General features: G+C 66.4%; 14 protein-coding genes. 4 read left to right on the plus strand and 10 right to left on the minus strand.

What is annotated here, in order from left to right; genetic code table 11:
• Positions 1-26: 26 nt before the first annotated feature.
• The 8 genes from C0R07_RS07755 to rhlB form a co-directional block, all read right to left on the minus strand.
• Entirely contained in the window at positions 27-359 is a 333-nt protein-coding gene (locus C0R07_RS07755) for a helix-turn-helix domain-containing protein (RefSeq protein WP_019183521.1), read from the minus strand.
• A complete protein-coding gene (locus C0R07_RS07760) occupies positions 343-726 on the minus strand; it encodes a type II toxin-antitoxin system RelE/ParE family toxin (protein WP_070472598.1) in 384 nt (127 codons plus the stop codon). Before C0R07_RS07760 ends, C0R07_RS07755 begins: the two co-directional genes overlap by 17 nt.
• Before the next feature lie 158 nt (positions 727-884).
• Positions 885-1,760 carry an RNA polymerase sigma factor RpoH gene (gene rpoH, locus C0R07_RS07765; RefSeq protein WP_019183519.1) on the minus strand — a complete coding sequence of 292 codons (876 nt, stop codon included), beginning with the start codon at positions 1,758-1,760 and terminating at the stop codon, positions 885-887.
• Between the two features lie 413 nt (positions 1,761-2,173).
• The gene (ung, locus tag C0R07_RS07770; RefSeq protein WP_070472228.1) at positions 2,174-2,893 is read right to left on the minus strand and encodes a uracil-DNA glycosylase; all 720 of its coding nucleotides are present in this window, start codon (positions 2,891-2,893) and stop codon (positions 2,174-2,176) included.
• On the minus strand, positions 2,890-3,732 hold the full coding sequence (locus tag C0R07_RS07775) for a response regulator (RefSeq protein ID WP_102788609.1): 843 nt from the start codon (positions 3,730-3,732) through the stop codon (positions 2,890-2,892). Before C0R07_RS07775 ends, ung begins: the two co-directional genes overlap by 4 nt.
• A gap of 7 nt (positions 3,733-3,739) precedes the next feature.
• Positions 3,740-4,690, minus strand: a complete 951-nt coding sequence (gene ftsX, locus C0R07_RS07780) for a permease-like cell division protein FtsX (RefSeq protein ID WP_102788610.1) — start codon at positions 4,688-4,690, stop codon at positions 3,740-3,742.
• Complete coding sequence (gene ftsE, locus C0R07_RS07785) at positions 4,687-5,373, minus strand: cell division ATP-binding protein FtsE (RefSeq protein WP_019183511.1); 687 nt, start codon at positions 5,371-5,373, stop codon at positions 4,687-4,689. Before ftsE ends, ftsX begins: the two co-directional genes overlap by 4 nt.
• Positions 5,374-5,477: 104 nt before the next feature.
• Positions 5,478-7,190 (minus strand): ATP-dependent RNA helicase RhlB, encoded by a 1,713-nt coding sequence (gene rhlB / locus C0R07_RS07790; RefSeq protein ID WP_102788611.1) that lies wholly within the window; start codon positions 7,188-7,190, stop codon positions 5,478-5,480.
• A gap of 559 nt (positions 7,191-7,749) precedes the next feature.
• Between rhlB and trxA the strand changes: the two genes are divergently transcribed.
• Together trxA and rho are read left to right on the plus strand one after the other, a co-directional pair.
• Positions 7,750-8,079 carry a thioredoxin TrxA gene (gene trxA, locus C0R07_RS07795; protein ID WP_019183509.1) on the plus strand — a complete coding sequence of 110 codons (330 nt, stop codon included), beginning with the start codon at positions 7,750-7,752 and terminating at the stop codon, positions 8,077-8,079.
• A 222-nt stretch (positions 8,080-8,301) separates the two neighbouring features.
• Complete coding sequence (rho, locus tag C0R07_RS07800; protein ID WP_019183508.1) at positions 8,302-10,092, plus strand: transcription termination factor Rho; 1,791 nt, start codon at positions 8,302-8,304, stop codon at positions 10,090-10,092.
• A gap of 131 nt (positions 10,093-10,223) precedes the next feature.
• On the opposite strand, the gene C0R07_RS07805 is transcribed toward rho, so the two are convergent.
• Positions 10,224-12,755, minus strand: coding sequence for a glycoside hydrolase family 3 protein (locus C0R07_RS07805; RefSeq protein ID WP_102788612.1), 2,532 nt, complete (start codon positions 12,753-12,755; stop codon positions 10,224-10,226).
• 342 nt (positions 12,756-13,097) lie between these two features.
• On the opposite strand from C0R07_RS07805, the gene C0R07_RS07810 reads away from it, so the two are divergent.
• Positions 13,098-14,105 carry a LacI family DNA-binding transcriptional regulator gene (locus C0R07_RS07810; RefSeq protein ID WP_046273075.1) on the plus strand — a complete coding sequence of 336 codons (1,008 nt, stop codon included), beginning with the start codon at positions 13,098-13,100 and terminating at the stop codon, positions 14,103-14,105.
• A gap of 9 nt (positions 14,106-14,114) precedes the next feature.
• On the opposite strand, the gene C0R07_RS07815 is transcribed toward C0R07_RS07810, so the two are convergent.
• Complete coding sequence (locus C0R07_RS07815) at positions 14,115-15,392, minus strand: sugar MFS transporter (RefSeq protein ID WP_167390337.1); 1,278 nt, start codon at positions 15,390-15,392, stop codon at positions 14,115-14,117.
• Positions 15,393-15,813: 421 nt separating this feature from the next.
• Between C0R07_RS07815 and C0R07_RS07820 the strand changes: the two genes are divergently transcribed.
• On the plus strand, positions 15,814-18,825 hold the full coding sequence (locus C0R07_RS07820; RefSeq protein ID WP_019183504.1) for a TonB-dependent receptor: 3,012 nt from the start codon (positions 15,814-15,816) through the stop codon (positions 18,823-18,825).
• The last annotated feature ends 109 nt before the right edge of the window (positions 18,826-18,934 follow it).

Genomic DNA, 18,934 nt, shown 5'->3' on the forward strand with positions numbered 1-18,934 from the left:
CGGCCCGGCATTGCCGGGCCGTTGTTCTAGAGGACGGCGTCGAGGCCTTTCCGGTCGATCAGGTTCAACAGTTTCAGCGATGGCCCACTGGGCTTCTTGTCGCCCTGCTCCCAACTGCGCACCGTTGAAACGCTGGTGTTGAGAACGCCTGCGAATACCGGCTGGCTGAGCGCAAGCGACGTGCGAAGTGCACGAATCTGGGCGCTGCTGTACGCGGGCACCGGCTCCAGGCACAAGGCGTCGTAGCAGCTCAATCGACGCCTATCGATGACCCCATGCGCGTGCAGGTGCACGGCAGCATCGTGCACGGCCTCCAGAAGTCGGCTCTTCGCGCGCCCGCGTTCAGAGGTCTTTGTCATGACAGATCTCCTGCAGGTCGCCGCATTTCACGGCGTGATCCAACTGTGTCGAGCTCATTCCAAGAAATTCCGAGGCATACAATTGGAGCGCATCCCGTTCCGTAGCACTGATTGTCGCGCGCTCGTTCTTCTCATAGCCAAACAGGAAGAACCAACTGGTGCCCACCGGGGCCGCGATGATGGTCCGGACACTCCCGCGCTTACCACGACCAGGCAACCGCACCCGCTTCTTGAAGATGCCACCGCCCAGGTCAGCATCCACCAGGCCTCGACGCATCTCATCGACCGCGCGGCACAGGGCCTCGGCGGTGAGCGCAGACCTTCGCAGGCTGCGGTTGAAGCTCCGGGTGCGGAAGACACGTTGCATGATCATACCGTGCCACTGAGTGGTACGGCGTGAGCATCAGCACGTGGCGTGCCCGGCTGTCGGAAAGATCAGTGGGCAAACACAGGTGCAGCGCTGCCAGAATAGAAAAGGCCCGGCATCAAACCGGGCCTTTTCGCGTGACCACGCCAGTCACTGCATCACGCAGTAAACAGCGCCTTCATCTTCTTCAGGGCATTCGCTTCGACCTGGCGGATGCGTTCGGCGGACACGCCGTACTCATCGGCCAGCTCCTGCAGCGTCACCTTGCTGTCCGCGTCCAACCAGCGACGGCGGATGATGTCGCGCGAACGCGCATCCAGTTCGGCCATGCCTTCGCGCAGCAGCTGCAGCTGATTGTCTTCGCTGTCCATCCGCTCGTACGCCATCGAAGGATCTTCTTCGTTGGCGCGCAGGTAGGCAGCCGGCGACGGCGGCGCATGATCGTCATCGTCATCGCTGGAGAGATCGAAACCGATATCGCGACCCGACAGGCGCGACTCCATCTCGAGCACTTCACGCTCGGACACGTTCAGGTCCTTGGCCACCGCGCTGACTTCGGCCGCGTTCATCCAGCCCAGGCGGGTCTTGGACTTGCGCAGGTTGAAGAACAGCTTGCGCTGCGCCTTGGTCGTGGCGACCTTGACGATGCGCCAGTTCTTGAGGATGAACTCGTGCATTTCCGCACGGATCCAGTGCACCGCGAACGACACCAGGCGAACGCCCATGTCCGGGTCGAAGCGCTTCACCGCCTTCATCAGGCCGATGTTGCCTTCCTGGATCAGGTCGCCCAGCGCCAGGCCGTAGCCGTTGTAGCCACGGGCGACGTGCACCACGAAGCGCAGGTGGGAATGGACCAGCTCGCGCGCGGCGTCCAGGTCCAGCTCGTCGCGGAAGCGGCGGGCCAGATCCTGCTCGTCATCGACCGACAGCACCGGGATCTGGTGCACGGCACCGATGTAGGCGTCCAGCGAACCGAGCGCACTGGGAATCGGGAGATTGTTTGCCACAAGGGCAGTAGAGGTGTTCTGGCTCATAGCACTCATCTTAGCAGTCCCGGAATTGGACTGCTAAAGGGGAAAGAAGTTCCAGCGTTCTGTTCATGGGATGCTGGTACAGATTGCCCGTCTAACGTACCGCGAAATGATGACAGTGGCGAGAGCCTGGAAACGAGGCATCAACCCCCATGAAATCAATAGGATAGGGTGATGAATTGGGTGATATCACGTGTTTTCTGGCTGAACAGGATGCCGGATGCGCCCATTCAGCCCGGAAAGGTTGTCGGCAGTTCAGCCAGGCATGGCCTGGCTCTACCCCCTGCGCCACCGCTACGCGTGGCAGGCCCAAACCCACCGACGCCTGGTAATAGCCCGCCATGTTCAACCCGCAAGCGGCAGGTGGCGCACTCCATCATCGCGATGCTGGCCGTCCAGATGACGACCGCCAGTGATTACGCCGCCGGCTCCAGCGCAGCGCGCGGCGGCAGCGACCAGTCGATGCGGCCGTGGCCGCGGCGCTGCAGGTACTCGTTGGTCATCGAGAAATGCCGGCACCCCAGGAAGCCGCGATGCGCCGACAACGGTGACGGATGCGGTGCCTTGAGCACGCGGTGCCGGCCGGTATCGATGACCTTGCCCTTCTGCTGGGCGTAGCTGCCCCACAGCAGGAACACCACGCCCTCACGCTCGCGGTTGAGGGTATCGACCACGTGGTCGGTGAAGCCCTCCCAGCCGCGCCGCTGGTGCGCACCGGCGCTGCCCGCTTCCACGGTCAGCACCGCGTTGAGCAGCAGCACGCCGCGATGCGCCCACGGCAGCAGGCACCCGTGGTCGGGGCGCGGAATGCCCAGATCGGCCTCGATCTCTTTGTAGATGTTGAGCAGCGACGGCGGTACCGGCACGCCCGGCATCACCGAGAAGCTCAGGCCGTGCGCCTGGCCGTACCCGTGATACGGATCCTGGCCGAGGATGACCACCTTGACCTGGTCGAAGGGCGTGGCATCGAAGGCGGCAAAGATCTGCGGGCCCGGTGGGAACACCTGGGCTCCGGCCGCTTTGCGCTGGCGCAGAAAAGCGGACAACTCCCGCATGTCCGGCCGCAGCAGGTAATCACCGATACGCGTCTTCCAGCTCGGTTCGAGCTGGATGCTGGGTACTACATCGTCATTCATCGCACTGCAGGCTTGTCGTTGAGGCGGGACAGACGCAGCTGGAACAGCACCTTGGTGATGAGCAGCCGCTCTTCGATCGGCTTCTGCACCAGATCGTTGGCACCGGCCTGGAGCAGACCGGATTGATTGTGCGGGTTGCCGTCGCCGGTCATCACCAGCACCGGCAGGCGGCGCTTGCCGTAGCCGAAGTCCACGCGCACGCGCTGCACCACATCGCGGCCACTGAGTTCGCCCTTGAGCGTGACATCGGTGAGCACCAGATCGATGCGGTGACTGCTGCGGCCGAGCGACTCGGCGGTGAGCAGCGCGAAGGCGTCTTCGGCCGTCAGCACGTGCAGCACGTTCAAGCCCTGCCGTTCGAGCATGCGCTTGGTCGCCTCGGCCACCACGCGGCTGTCCTCGACATACAGGATCGTCGCGCCCGGAATCGTCTCCGGCTGGACATAGCCGCGGATGAAGGTGGCCAGCGCTTCGTGGCCGAGCGCCTTGTCGAAGTAGTCGGTGACGTACTCGGTGAAGCGACGCTGCTCCAGATGCTGCTGCGCGTCGCCGGACACCACGATGACCGGCACATAGGCCTGGCCCGCCGCGTCGCGCACGATGCGCGCCAGGTCGAGCCCGTCGCCGTCGCTCAGGGTGAGCGAGGTGGTGACCAGACTGACCGGCCCGGCGTCGAGTGCCGCACGCGCCTCGGCGATGCTCGCGCAGCCCACCACCTCCACCGCCGGCAGTTCGCGTTGCAGCACATCGGCAATCAACTTGCGGACCAGCTTGGAGCCGTCGACGACCATCACGCGCGGTGCGTCGTCGACGAGGTGCTTGAGGGCTTGCGGGCGCATGCGGGGCTCAGGTTTCGGTGGGACGGGTCTGGCGCAGGAAATGTCCCGTCACCAGCCAGGCGCCCAGCCAGCCCAGCACCACGGTGCCGAGCAGCACGAACGAGGAATGCAGCAGGTCCAGACCATGCAGCACGAACGGGCTGCCATAACTCTGCGAGAGCGCCGCCAGCGGCGGGCGCAGCGCCAGCCCGGCGGCACCGATCAGGGCCAGCGCCACCGCGCCGGCGCCCAGGCCGTACCACGCGCCCAGGTACAGGAACGGGCGACGGATGAAGCCATCGCTGGCACCGAGCAGCTGCAGCACACCGATCTCATCGCGGCGGGCCTGGATGTCCAGGCGCACGGTATTCCCGACCACCAGTGCGGCGCCGAGGCCGAGCAGGACCGACAGCACCTGCACCAGGCGCGTGCCGAATCCGAGCCAGCCATCCAGGCGCTTGCGCCACAGCGCATCGTGCTGCACCAGATCGGCCTGCGGCAGGCCTTCCAGCGACTGTGCCAGGCGCGTGTCATCAGCGCCCTCGCCCGGGGTCACGATCAGCAGGGTCGGCAGCGGGTTGTCATGCAGCGCATCGATCGCTTCGCCCAGCCCGGCACTTTCGCGCAGCTCCTGCAGCCCCTGCTCCGGCGTCTGCACGGTCACCTTGGCCACGTCGGCGCGGGCGCGCAAAGTCTCGGCGACCTGGCCGGCCGCATCGGCCCCGGCATCGGTCTTGAGGAACAGATTGATGTCGCGCGACTGCTGCACGCTGCCGGCGAAGTGCTTGAGGTTGTCCAGCGCGATCGACAGGCCCAGCGGCAGGGCCAGCGCCAGCGCCATGACCATCACCGTGAGCAGGGTCGCCCACGGCTTGCGCCAGGCGCGGCCGAGGCTGAAGACCACGCTGTGGCCATGATGGTGCAGCCACACGCCAAGGCGCGATGGCGCGGCGGTTTCCTTGGTCACCGGGGTATTCATTCGGCCAGGTCCTGCGGCGAGATGTCATCGACCAGGCGGCCGTGGTCCAGGATCAGCACGCGCTTGCGCATGCGCCGCAGCAGGGCCAGATCGTGGCTGACCACCAGCACGCTGGTGCCGCGGTCGGGCAGTTCGGCGAACAACGCCATGATTTCTGCCGCCAGGGTCGGATCAAGATTGCCGGTTGGTTCATCGGCGACCAGCAGCTTGGGCTCGCCGACAATCGCACGGGCGATGCCGACGCGCTGCTGCTCGCCGGCCGACAACTGCGAGGGCAGCGCTTTTTCGCGATGGCCCAGGCCCATCCGTTCGAGCACCGAGCGCACGCGCTTGCCGATCTCGTTGCGACGGGTGCCACGCAGGATCAGCGGCAGGGCGACATTCTCGGCGATGCTGCGGTCCATCAGCAGGCGGTGGTCCTGGTAGACCGCACCGACCTCGCGCCGATGCCGCGGAATACTGCCGCCGCGTACCTTCAGCAGGTTGCGCTCATCGAAGATCACCGCGCCGCGGCTGGGCCGCTCGTCGAGATGGATCAACTTGAGCAGGGTGCTCTTGCCCGCACCGGAATGACCGGTGACGAACAGCATTTCCCCGGGGGCGACATCGAAGCTGACGTCCACCAGTGCCTGGTGGCCGCCCGCATATTGTTTGCTGACATTGTCAAAACGCAGGACGCTCATCCCCTGATTATGCAGGACGAGGGTGGCGCGTAGGTAACGGCAACCTGATGGGGGGCTGATCGGTAGCGCCGGCCAGCGGCCGGCACTACCTCAGCCGTCAGGTCTTACGAACCGGAGAGCATCCGGCGGATCTTGCGGCCCAGGCGGGTCAGGAACGAGGCGCCCGGATCGGCGGCCGGCGTGCCGCGCATCGGCTTGGCGGTCACCTGCACCGGGGTCACCGGGCCGGTGGCTGCCGCGCCTTCGGCACCTTCGACCGGACGGCCGTGGCGACGGCGACGACGCTTGCGCGGGGCGCGCTCGCCTTCCACGGCCGGGCTGCCTTCGGCGGACGGGGCGGCGATCGGTGCGAGCTGCGGCTTGGCCACGGCATCGGCGGCGGCAGCCACCGGCTGCTCGCCTTCCACGCGCGGCTTGCGCTCACGGCGCGGCTTGCCATCGGCACTGCGCTCACCCGGGGCGCGGCGCTCGCCACGACCGCCGGACGGCTTGCCGCCGCGGCTGCTGCCACCGCCACGACGCTGCTCTTCCGCCGCACGCGCTTCGCGCGCTTCACGGAAGATCTGGCCGACGCTCTCGTTCTCGTCGCCCTCGGCATCACCCTCGCCTTCGGGCGACGGTGCACGCGGCGCGCGCGGAATCGGGGTCAGGATTTCGCTGGTGACCGGCTCGACCGGAATCTTCTGGTCGATGTAGGCCTCGATATCCGGCAGGCCCATCGCGTAGCGCTCGCAGGCGAAGCTGATCGCATCACCCTCTTCGCCCAGCCGCGCGGTGCGGCCGATGCGGTGCACGTAGTCTTCCGCATCGAACGGCAGGTCGTAGTTGTAGACGTACTTGATGCCGTCGATGTGCAGGCCGCGGGCGGCCACATCGGTGGCCACCAGGATTTCCAGCTGGCCCTTCTGGAAGCGGTTGAGCAGGCTTTCGCGCTTCTTCTGCGGCACATCCCCGGACAGCACGCCGACGCGGTAGCCGGCCTTCTCCAGCGAACGCGCGACGCGCTCGACGAACACCTTGGTATTGACGAACACCATGGTGCGGGCGCCTTCGCTGCGCGAGAGCAGGCCCAGCAGCAGCGGGATCTTCTCTTCGTCGGCCGGGAAGTAGATGCGCTGGCGCACGCGGGCGGCGGTGATCGATTCGCTCTCCACCACCAGCTTCTGCGGCTCGTTCATGTGCTCATAGGCCAGCTCCAGCACGCGGTGGCTGAGCGTGGCGCTGAACAGCAGCGTCTGGCGCGTGGTGCGCTCGGGCATGCGGCGCAGCAGGAAGCGGATGTCCTTGATGAAGCCCAGGTCGAACATGCGGTCGGCTTCGTCGAGCACGCAGATCTCGCAGGCATGCAGCGAGACCACCTTGTGCTGCTTGACGTAGTCGATCAGGCGGCCCGGGGTGGCGATGATCACGTCCACGCCCTGCTGCAGGATCTCGCGCTGCTTGTCGTAATCCACGCCACCGTAGACCAGCGCGAAGCGCAGGCCGAGGTCGGAGCCGAACTTCACGGCGTCCTTGTGGATCTGGATGGCCAGCTCGCGGGTCGGCGCCAGGATCAGCGCGCGCGGGTCTTCCGGCTTGCGGTCGGCCAGCGCCGGGCGGGTCAGCAGGCGGTTGACCACGGCGACCAGGAAGGCCAGGGTCTTGCCGGTACCCGTCTGGGCCTGGCCGGCGACGTCGCCGCCGGGCAGCGCGACCGGCAGGGTCAGCGCCTGGATGGGCGTGCAGCGGGTGAATCCGGCTCCTTCAAGGCCGGCCTGCAGGGCCGGGTGCAGCTCGAAGGAGGAGAAGGTCAAATCGGTCAGCGGTTTGTCGCTCATGAGTCCGTCTTGGTAAGGCCAGCCGGCAGAGGTGCGGGTGGCTTGCATCATCTTGGGGGGCACCGTCGCAAACGGCCCCTGCGCCGGGATTGGCGGGGCCGGACTTGGGTCCAGGGCGCCGCGCAATGCCCCAGTTTAGCGCAATGTCGGCCCCAAACCGGGACCGGCGGTCGCACCATCCTCTGAGAATTCCCGGCATCAGGACCTCTGGGTGGCCCTGTCGGCGTCGGCTTGGCCCCTGGACCCCGCGTTCACCGGCCCTGCCGCCGGTTGAACAGCCGCGTCCGTTGGACTGGAACCCAAGCCGGTGGTGCCACATATCTGACGTGACCGCCCCGCTTGGACAGGGGGGCGATCACGGGACGCTTCTTTCCAACCAGCGTCTGTCCGGTCACGGCGATAGCGGTACACTGCGCCCCGTGAGCGTCCAGGCATCTGCCGAACGCACCGCTGGCCGCCCGCGGCCACGAGGCACCAGACGAGGGTGACGCCCGGTTGGCGTTGCCCAAATTCAACTTCCTCCGGCCCTGCCGGGTGCATTACCAGACGAGAAACCAAGATGAGCGACAAGGTTGTACATGTCGGCGACGCCGACTTTGATAGCGCAGTGCTGAATTCCAAGGAACCGGTGCTGGTCGATTTCTGGGCCGAATGGTGTGGTCCCTGCAAGATGATCGCCCCGGCCCTGGATGAACTGGCCGACGCCTACAACGGCCGCGCCAAGATCGCCAAGGTCAACGTGGACCAGAACCGTGCCCTGGCCGCCAAGTACCACGTGCGCTCGATCCCGATGCTGCTGGTGTTCAAGGACGGCGAAGTCCAGGCCCAGCAGATCGGTGCCGTCGGCAAGGCCCAGCTGGCCGGCATGCTCGACAAGGCCCTGGCCTGATCGCTGCAGGCAGCCGGCCCCGCCCGGCTGCCACGCGGGCCCATCGCCCGCATGAATGACCCTGCCCCACCCGGCTTGCGCGCTGCCGCGAGCCGGTGTTAGTGTCGGCATATCCGGCCGCATTCGCGCGCCGCATCTTCTGGACGCAGTTTCCTTCCAGATCCTTTCCCAACGTTCGCCGCCCTGCCGGGCGCTCGCACCTTCTAGCGAGGAATCCAGCACTTGTCCGATATCACTACTTCCGAACCCGGGAGCGCCGACGCGCCCGCCGAGAAGCGCGTGCGCAAGCCGCGCGTCGCCAAGGCCGCCGCCAACACCGCTGCCGAGGCAGGTTCCCCCCCCTCACAACCCGCTCTGCCTCTGGCTGCCGCGTCTGACGCGCCGGCGCCGGCTGCTGCTCCTTCGGCAGCCCCGCAGGCATCGGCGCCGGCAGCTCCTGCCGGTGGCGACGCATCGCCCTCGCAGGGCGGTGGTCAGCAGGACACCGGCGACGGTGGCCAGCGCAACCAGAATGGCCGGCACCAGAACCAGAACCAGCAGGGCGGGCAGAACCCGTACCAGCAGGGTCAGGGCCAGAACCAAGGCCAAGGCCAGGGTCAGGGCCAAGGCAACCGCCGCGACCGTTTCCGCAATCGCCGTGACCGCAACCGCGGTGGCGATCGCTACAACGATGACGGCATGCCGCAGGACAACGGCGAACAGCAGCCGTTCGTGCGCAGCCAGCAGGCCAATGTGCCCGAGGGCTTCCCGGTCTATTCGCTGAGCGACCTCAAGCGCATGCCGGCGCAGAAGCTGCTGGAAATCGCCGAGCAGCTGCAGATCTCCGAAGGCGTGGCCCGTGCCCGCAAGCAGGACGTGATCTTCGCCCTGCTCAAGGTGCTGACCCGTCATGGTGACGGCGTCGCCGCCGACGGCGTGCTGGAAATCCTGCCCGACGGCTTCGGCTTCCTGCGTGCGGCCGAAGCCAGCTACCTGGCTGGCCCGGACGATACCTACATTTCGCCCAGCCAGATCCGCCGCTTCAACCTGCGCACCGGCGACCACCTGTCCGGCCGCATCCGCTTCCCGAAGGACGGCGAACGCTACTTCGCGCTGTCGATCGTGGACACCATCAACGGTGAGCCACTGGAAGCGTCCAAGAACAAGGTGCTGTTCGAGAACCTCACCCCGCTGTTCCCGCGCAAGCGCTTCACCCTGGAACGCGGCAACGGTTCGTCCGAAGACATCACCGGCCGCATCCTCGATCTGATGGCACCGCAGGGCAAGGGTCAGCGTTCGCTGATCGTCTCCCAGCCCAAGGCCGGCAAGACGATGATGATGCAGCAGGTGGCCACGGCGATCACCACCAATCATCCGGACGTGCACCTGATCGTGCTGCTGATCGATGAGCGCCCGGAAGAAGTGACGGAAATGCAGCGCACCGTGCGCGGCGAAGTCATCAGCTCCACCTTCGACGAACCGGCTGCGCGCCACGTGCAGGTCGCCGAAATGGTAATCGAGCGGGCCAAGCGCCTGGTCGAGCACAAGAAGGACGTGGTGATCCTGCTCGACTCGATCACCCGCCTGGCGCGTGCCTACAACAACGTGGTGCCCAGCTCCGGCAAGGTGCTCACCGGTGGTGTGGACGCCAACGCCCTGCACCGTCCGAAGCGCTTCTTCGGCGCCGCGCGCAACGTGGAGGAAGGCGGCAGCCTGACCATCATCGCCACCGCGCTGGTCGATACCGGCAGCAAGATGGACGAGGTGATCTACGAAGAGTTCAAGGGCACCGGCAACAGCGAAGTGCACCTGAGCCGCCGCATCTCTGAAAAGCGCGTGTTCCCGGCGATCGACATCAACCGCTCGGGCACCCGTCGCGAAGACCTGCTGATCGAACCGGAACTGCTGCAGAAGATCTGGATCCTGCGCAAGCTGCTGCATCCGATGGATGAAATGGCCGCGATGGAATTCCTGCTCGACAAGATGAAGAACACCAAGTCCAACGACGAGTTCTTCGGTTCGATGAAGCGCTGATAGGCGCATCTTCCGGACAGAGAAAGGCCCCGCATCGCGGGGCCTTTTTCGTTGAGGGGTGCCCGGGTAGTGCCGGCCGCTGGCCGGCTCCACACATCCTCCGCCGAACGCCGGCCGGACAGAGCCCGGCGCTACGGGCAGCGCACCCCGCCCGCCGCATTGTCTGCATCCACCGATACGCGCACCTGGGTGAACGCCGCCGCGAACGGCTTGTCGGCGCTCACCACGAACGGTGCTTCCACCGCACCCAGGTCCACGCCCTGCTTGGCAAAGCACGCCAGCGGTACGGTCACGGTCTGCTTCTGCCCCGGCGAAAGGGTGGCCAGGACCGGCGCGATATCCACGCCGCCCTCGCAGCCGGTACCGCACTGCATGGTCACCTTCACCGGCGACACCGGGCGCTGCACCAGCTGCACGTCAAACTGCAGCGCGCCGTGATTACGGGCCAGCGCACCCAGGTTGCGCCGCGAGGAACTGCGTGCGATCAACTGCGCCGGCGCCAGCCAGGTCACTTCCTTTGCATCCTGCTGGGTATTGATCTGCACGGTGCGTACCTGCACTACCGGCGCGGCGGCCGGCCAGCGCAACGTGGCGTTGAGGTCGTTGCCCAGCGGCTGGGTGGCACCAGCGGCCGCCACATGCAGCGCGAACGGCGGCGTGTCGGCCCGGTTGAAGATCGGCACCGTGGTGACCTCGCCGCAGTTGTCCGGGTTGGCTTCGGGCAGGCGGTCGACCTTGCCCGGGGTGCGGTAACTCAGGCCGTGGCCAAGCGCGAACAGCGGCGGCTGCTTCGGATCCGGGCGGTCGATCGGCGCCGGGCACGGCACGCCCGGCCACGGGAAGCTCAGCCGCCCGCGGAAATCATGCGCGGGCTTGCCGTCCTTGCCAGCCACCAGCACGTCGGTGATGCCCTTGCCTTCGGTACCCGGCAACCACGCCGCCACGAAGGCCTGGGAGTGGTTGAGCAGATCGTTGGTGTACATCGGGCGCCCGGAGAAGTACACGGTCACCACCGGTTTGCCACTGGCCTGGGCCGCGCGCAGCACGGCCAGATCCTGCGGATAGGCACGGCTGTGGCTGACCGGATCGGACGCGAGGATGTCGCCGTTGGTTTCGGCATATGGCGTCTCGCCGATCACGGCCACCACGACGTCGAACTGCGCGGGATCCAGCGCCGTCGCATCGGCGCTGTAGGCAACCTTCTGTGCGCCAAGTTCGGCACGCAGCGCACCCAGCACCGAATCGGCAGTGGGGAAATCGGCATTGCGGTTCTCGGTGCCCTGCCAGGTCAGCGACCAGCCACCGGACTGATCGGACAGGTTGTCGGCACTCTTGCCGACCACCATCACCCGCGCATCGCGGCGCAGTGGCAACACCTTGGCCTCGTTCTTGAGCAGCACCAGCGACTCACGCACGGCCTGGCGCGCCAGCTCACGGTGCTGCACGGCGGCGACGTCACCGGCATGGCGGCTGTCGGACGGCTTGTGATCGAACAGGCCCGCGCGCAGCTTCACGCGCAGGATGCGGGTGACCGCATCATCGATGCGCGCCATCGGGATCTCCCCGCTCTCCACCTGGGCGATGGTGTTGGCGATGAAGGCCTTCCAGTCGTCGGGCACCATCACCATGTCGATGCCGGCGTTGATCGCCTGCGCACAGCTGTCGTTGCGGCAGCCCGGCACCTGGGCGATGCCGTTCCAGTCGGAGACGACGAAACCGTCGAAGCCCATCTTCTCCTTCAGCGCGCCGGTCAGCAGCGCTTTGTTGCCGTGCATCTTGCCGTAGTCGACGCCACCGCTGCGGTCGTTCCAGCTGTTGAACGAGGCCATCACCGTCTGCACGCCTTCGCCAAGCGCACCGTAGTAGCCCTGCCCGTGCACGTTGATCATGGTGGCCTTGTCGACCAGCGCTTCGCCCTGGTCGCGGCCGCTGTCGGTCGCGCCATCGCCGATGTAGTGCTTGGCGGTGGCAACGACATTGCCGTCGTCGCCGAAGCGCCCCTGCGCACCCTTGACGTAGGCCTGGGCGAATTCCCGTACCACGTGCGGGTCGGAGGAATAGCTTTCGTAGGTGCGCCCCCAACGTGGATCGTGCGCTACTGCCAGCGTCGGCGCGAACACCCAGTCGATGCCGGTGGCACGCACCGCGTGTGCGGTGGCCCGGCCGATCCGCTCGATCAGCGCGGCGTCGCCGGCCGCGCCCAGCCCGATGTTGTGCGGGAACAGCGTGGCACGGTAGACGTTGTTGTGGCCGTGCACTGCATCGGTACCCCAGATCACCGGGATCGGTGTGCGCGCATCGGTGGCCAGCGAGGCCGCCCGATACGCATCGGCCAACTGCAGCCACTGCGCGACCGTGGCGTGCTTGTCCATGCCCGGCCAGGAGCCGCCGCCATTGAGGACCGAGCCGATGTAGTACTGGCGGACCTGGTCGGGCGTGATCATCTTGATCTCGGGCTGGGTCATCTGGCCCACCTTCTGCGCCAGCGTCATCTGCGCCACGATCTCCTGCACCCGCGCCTCCAGCGCAGCATCCGGCCCGATCGCGCTGGTCACATGGGGCCAGTCCTTGAGGCGTTCACCGGTGGCCGGTGCGGCACCGGCCGTCGAGGCCAGCGCAGCCAGCAGGCAGGTAGCGAGAATCGTCTTGTTGGAGCTGGTCACTGGACATCTTCCTCTGATGAAATACGCGCGAACGGAACGGGCGGGACCGCAGCCGGGCAGCGGTCAGCGCCCCTCTCTGACAGCGCTGTCATATAAGCCCATGGCAACGCTGTCAACCGCCCGCGGCCCCGCTTGCGAACGGCGTCCCGCTGCAGCGGGGATCACCACCGGAGATGATGTCCAGGCCGTGCTTGAACTGCTGCATCGCGGCATGGAAAACCCGAACCCGCCACGCACGTCGCCGGCATGGCAACATCCGCCTGCATCGGCAACATCGATGTGACACACGCGCACTACCATCGGCACCTGGCCGCCCGCCCCTCCGAGAGGAACCCCCGCACCATGCGTAGTCGTATCGAGGATGTCGCCGCCGTTGCGGGTGTATCGATCAAGACGGTCTCCCGCGTGCTCAACAACGAGCCCAACGTGCGCGCGGAAACCCGCGAGCGGGTGCTGGCCGCCGTGACGCGGCTGGGCTACAAGCCCAACCTCTCCGCGCGCAGCCTGGCCGGGCAGCGCTCGTATGCACTGGCGCTGGTCTACAACAATCCCTCGCGCAACTACCTCATGGAAATCCAGAACGGGATGCTGGAGGCGTGCCATGCCCACCACTACAACCTGATCCTGGGCCCGGTCGGCACGGCGCGCCGCACCCTGCCCGACCTGGCTGCGCTGTTCGAGAATTCGCGCCCGGACGGGGTGGTGCTGATCCCGCCGCTGACCGATGACGCGGTGGTGCTGGCCTACCTGGAAGAGCATGAGATTCCGTATGCGTCCATCGCACCGCGGCATCCGGACGGCTGCATCGGCGTGCGCATGGATGAGACCACCGCAGTGGTTGAACTGATCGGTCATCTGGTCGCGCAGGGGCATCGCCGCATCGGCCATATCAAGGGCCCGCGCGCGCACGGGGCCTGCCAGTGGCGCCTGGCCGGCTACCGCCAGGCGTTGCGCCAGTACGGCATCGCCTACGATCCGGCGCTGGTGGTCAACGGGCAGTTCTCGTTCGAATCCGGCATCGAGGCGGCCAATGCACTGCTGGACCTGCCGGAGCCGCCGAGCGCGATCTTCGCCGCCAACGATGACATGGCCGCCGCGGTGTTCCGCGTCGCCGGGCAGCGCGGCCTGCGCATTCCCCGCGACCTGTCGGTCTGCGGCTTCGATGACACGCCGATCGCCGGGCACATCTACCCGGCGCTGACCACCGTGCGCCAGCCGACCGCCTCCATGGGCAGGCTGGCCACCGAGCAGTTGATCGACCGCATCCGCTCCCCGGAGGCCGGGGTCATGGTCACCGTCGACCATGCGGTGCTGGTGCGTGAATCCACGCACCCCCCGCGTCGCCGCTGAGCGCCTGCCTCAGTGGCTGTGGCGTGAACCGCGCCAGGCGTAGAAGGCAATGAACAGGTAGCACAGCATCGGCAGCAGGAAGGACACCTGCAGCCCGTGATGGTCGGCCAGCCATCCCATCGCCAGCGGGATCACCGCGCCGCCCACGATCGCCATCACCAGCAGGCTGGAGGCCTGCCCGGTCAACGTGCCCAGGCGGGCGATGGCCAGCGCGAAGATGGTCGGGAACATGATCGAGTTGAACAGGCCGATGCTGACCACGCTCCACTTGGCCAGGTTGCCGCTGCCGAGCATCGTCAGCGTCAGCAGGGCGATCACGATCAACGCGAAGACCCCCAGCATGCGGCGCGGGTCCAGCCGGGTCAGCAATGCCGCACCCAGCAGACGGCCGACCAGCGCCCCCCCCCAATACAGCGACACGTAGCGCGTGGCTTCCTGCTCGGTCAGCCCCTCACCGATACCGGGCATCGAAAGGAAATTGACCAGCACGCTGCCGATCGAGACCTCCGCGCCCACGTAGAAGAAGATGGCCAGCACGCCATAGCGCAGGTGGCGATGGCGCAGCGCATCGCGCAGGCGGCCACTGCCGGTGGCGGCCGCGCCTTCCACGCCGGGAATGGCCGGCAGGCGGAACATCCAGATCGCCACCGCCAGCACGAACAGCGCGACGGCCAGGCCGAAGTACGGCAGCTGCACCGATTGCGCTTCGGCGGCGCGGTAAGCCAGTGCCTCGGCCTGCGGCAGCAGGGCCAGTTCATCGGCGGTGCGCGGCGCGGCCGAGAGAATCAGCAGGCCGCCGAACAACGGCGCGATCGTGGTGCCCAGCGCGTTCATCGACTGCGCCAGGGTCAGCCGGCTGGAACTGGTCTGCTCCGGACCGAGCAGCGCAACATAGGGGTTGGCAGCGACCTGCAGCACGGTGATGCCGGTGGCCAGCACGAACAGCGCGCCGAGGAACAGGCCATACACATGCGCCTGTGCCGCCGGCCAGAACAACAGCGCGCCCACACCGGCGATGGCCAGGCCGGCAACGATGCCGCGCTTGTAGCCCACCGCCGCGACCAGGCGCCCGGTGGGCAGCGACATCAGGAAGTACGCGCCGAAGAAGGTGAACTGGACCAGCATCGCCTGCACCCAGGTGAGCGCGAACGCCGCCTTCAGGTGCGGAATCAGGATGTCGTTGAGGCAGGTGAGGAAACCCCACATGAAAAAGATGGCGGTGACCACGGCCAGTGCAACGCCATTGCTTTGCACATGTTGTCCGCGGACGGCAGCAGGAGTGTCCATTGCATGTCCTTCCAGATTGGGAGAGCCGGCCAGTCGGCGGCCAGACATGGAACCTGCTTGGACCGCGATTGTCCAGCGCTGTCAGCCATCCGCTGTCCGTGGCCCGCGATGCTGCGATGCGTGCACGCGATTCACTTCGCGCAGTTTCGTTCTGCACTGCACAACGCGTGTGCATCCTCCTTCCGGCGGCCGACGTCCCGGTGGAATCGGGCCACAACGCCTGCGTTGCAGTGCTTCCGCCGCGCAGGTGCCGGATGTGCAGGCAACGTGGAACGCGTGACGATGGCCAGGCAAAGCGCAGCGGGGACGTCGTTTGTTGACAACGCTGTCAACCATGGCTCCAATCCGGGCCGTGCGCACTGGAACCCGCGCCGACACAACGCAGAACCGCCACGATCGAATTCCCTGGGGAGGGATCATCATGAAGACGTACAAGGCCGTACCCCGCAAGGCGATGCTCACCTCCGCACTTCTCGCTGTCCTGGCCGGCCCGGCCTGGGCGCAGGATCCCGCGGCCCGGGAAACCTCCACGACAGCCCCGAATGGCGTCGACCCCACCACGCTGGATGCGGTGCAGGTCACCGGCATCCGTGGCAGCCTCACCTCGTCGATGAACCTCAAGCGCGACAGCCAGGGCGTGGTCGACGGCATCGTTGCCGAGGACATCGGCAAGTTCCCGGATACCAACCTGGCCGAATCGCTGCAGCGCATCAGCGGCGTGTCGATCGACCGTACCTCCAGCGGCGAGGGCTCCAAGGTGACCGTCCGCGGCATCGGCCCGGACTACAACCTGGTGCTCCTGAACGGCCGGCAGATGCCGGCGTCCAACCTCGGCAACGGCGGTGCCGGCCTGAACGGCTCGCGATCGTTCGACTTTGCGAACATCGCCTCCGAATCGATTTCGGCCGTGGAGGTCTACAAGACCACCCGCGCCGACAATCCGACCGGCGGCATCGGTGCCACCATCAACATCAAGACGCTGCGTCCACTGGAGGCGGCGCCGGTCGTCAGCCTGGGCCTGAAGGCGGTGCACGACACCTCCAATGACAACGTGCCGCGCACGCTGCAAGGGTCCAACATCACCGGTGAGCTGTCGGGCATCTTCAGCCAGACCTACGCCGACGGACGCTTCGGCGTTGCACTCAGTGCCAGCCACCAGGAACGCGATTCCGGCTTCAACCAGGCGACCGTTGCCGAAGGCTGGGCGACGCTTCGTGGCAGCGACACCACCGACTGGCGGGCATTGCCACAACCCGGCACGGGCTATGCCGACCGGATCACCAACCGCCCGGGCCCCGATGATATCTATGGCCGCCCGCAGAACTCGGCCTACAACGTCAATGCGGTACAGCGCCAGCGCACCAACGGGCAGGCCACGTTCCAGTGGAAGCCGCTGGACAACGTGACCACCACGCTGGACTACACCTATGTCGAGAACAAGGTCCAGCAGCAGCGCAGCGAACTGTCGGTGTGGTTCAACTACGGCCCCGGCGACAGCACCTGGACCAACGGCCCGGTTGCCGCGCCGATCGTCTACAGCGAAGACGTGGTCAACGGCGACGTGGCCATGGGCGGCATGAAGCTGGCGACCAAGAACAACATGGAAGCGGTAGGCTTCAACGTCGAGTGGGAGGTCAACGACGCGCTGGACATGACCTTCGACTACAACCGCGCCAGTGCCGAATCGCAGCCCGATGGCCCCTACGGCTCGGCGGGCGTGCTTGGCGTCGCCGCTTACGTGCGTGGCAAGACCACGGTCGATTACAGCGGCGACCTCCCCATCATCAACATCGCACTGCCTCCTGGCGGCATCCAGGCATCGGATGCCCTGGTGACCGGCTCGGTCTTCCAGAACAGCTACAACAAGTCTGAAGTGGAGCAGCTGCAGGCCAAGGGCGTGTTCCGCTTTGCCGACTACTCCGCGCTGGATTTCGGCGTGGGCCACACCAAGGTGGACAACCGCTCGGCGGCGGCCATCATGCAGCGAGACAGCTGGGGCGGCGTCGGTACGCCTGCGGACTACGATGACAGCATCTGGTACGCCGATGACATGGCCAAGTACTTCAAGGCGTTCTCCGGCCACAACGATCCGCGCCTGACGGGCCAGTTCCTGGTGTTCGATTTCGACCGCCTGCGCGATCGTGCCGCCCAGGTGGCCAATGGCGTGGAACCGGCCTGCCCCACCTGCTATGTCGCCCCGACGGAATACTCCGAGGACATCCGCACCACGGAAACGTCCAAGAGCGCCTACCTGCAATACCGCACTACCTTTGACTGGAACATGCCGCTGCATATTGCCGCGGGTGTGCGCTACGAAGAAACCGAGGTGGAATCGCAGGCGCTGGTGCGCGTCCCGACCTCCATCAGCTGGAATTCGCTCAACGAGTTCAACATCACCTACGCCGACGAAGGCGCCTTCGTGGGTGGCAAGGGCAAGTACGACTACATCCTGCCCAATCTCGACCTGAAGCTGGACCTGAGCGAATCGTTGGCGCTGCGCGGCAGCTACAGCCGCAGTCTCGGCCGTCCAGGCTGGACGCAGATCGAAAGCGGGCAGCGTCTGGACAACATCGTTCGCACCCAGGGCGGCACCGGCTCGCGTGGCAACCCGGCACTGGAGCCGTTGCTCTCGGACAACTTCGATCTCTCGCTGGAGTGGTACTACGGAGAGGCCAGCTACGCCTCGGTCGGCTTCTTCCGCAAGAACATCAAGAACTTCATCAGCAATACGATCGCGCGTGAGGATGCAGGCAGCCTGCACACCCCCGTGGGCGGCGCCTACTGGAACGAGGCACTGGCATCGGGCTGCGTGGCCACCGATACGGTGTGCATCCGCAACTACATCTTCACCAACCATGCCGGCGACCCGGGCGTGACCTCCACCGGCGTCAATTCCGCAGGTCAGCAGACCGGCAGCATCGTCGGCCAGCCGGGGGATCCGATTGCCGGGTTTGACGTCACCCTGCCGGCCAACCAGCGTTCGGACCACCTCCAGGGTTGGGAAGTGGCCGTGCAGCATCTGTTCGGCCAGTCCGGCTTTGGCGTGGCGGCAAACTACACCAAGGTGAAGTCCGGCCTGACCTTCGACAACCTCAGCCTGGGCGACCAGTATCCGATGATCGGCCTCAGCGATTCTGCCAACGCGGTGCTGTTCTACGACAAGAACGCCTGGCAGGTGCGTGCGGCCTACAACTGGCGCGACAAGTTCCTCAACGGCATCGGCGGCCAGGGCCCCAACCCGAACTACACCGAAGCCTACGGCCAGCTTGATCTCAACATCAGCTACGCGGTCAGCGAGCAGCTGACCCTGAGCCTGGAAGCGATCAACCTGACCGACGAGACCATGCGCACCTACTCGCGCCACACCAACATGCTGCGCTACGCCACCCAGACCGGCCCGCGGTACATGTTCGGCGTCCGCTACAAGTTCTGAGTCGGCACTGCCGAGCTGCAGCACCGGAAGGCCGCGCTCATCCCGCGGCCTTCCGCTTCCCTCACCTGCGCGCTACCGTGGGCGCCACCCGCCCCTGCCATCAGGATGC

The sequence above is a fragment of the Stenotrophomonas bentonitica genome, from assembly GCF_002887735.1.
In the GTDB taxonomy this organism is placed as follows: domain Bacteria; phylum Pseudomonadota; class Gammaproteobacteria; order Xanthomonadales; family Xanthomonadaceae; genus Stenotrophomonas; species Stenotrophomonas bentonitica_A.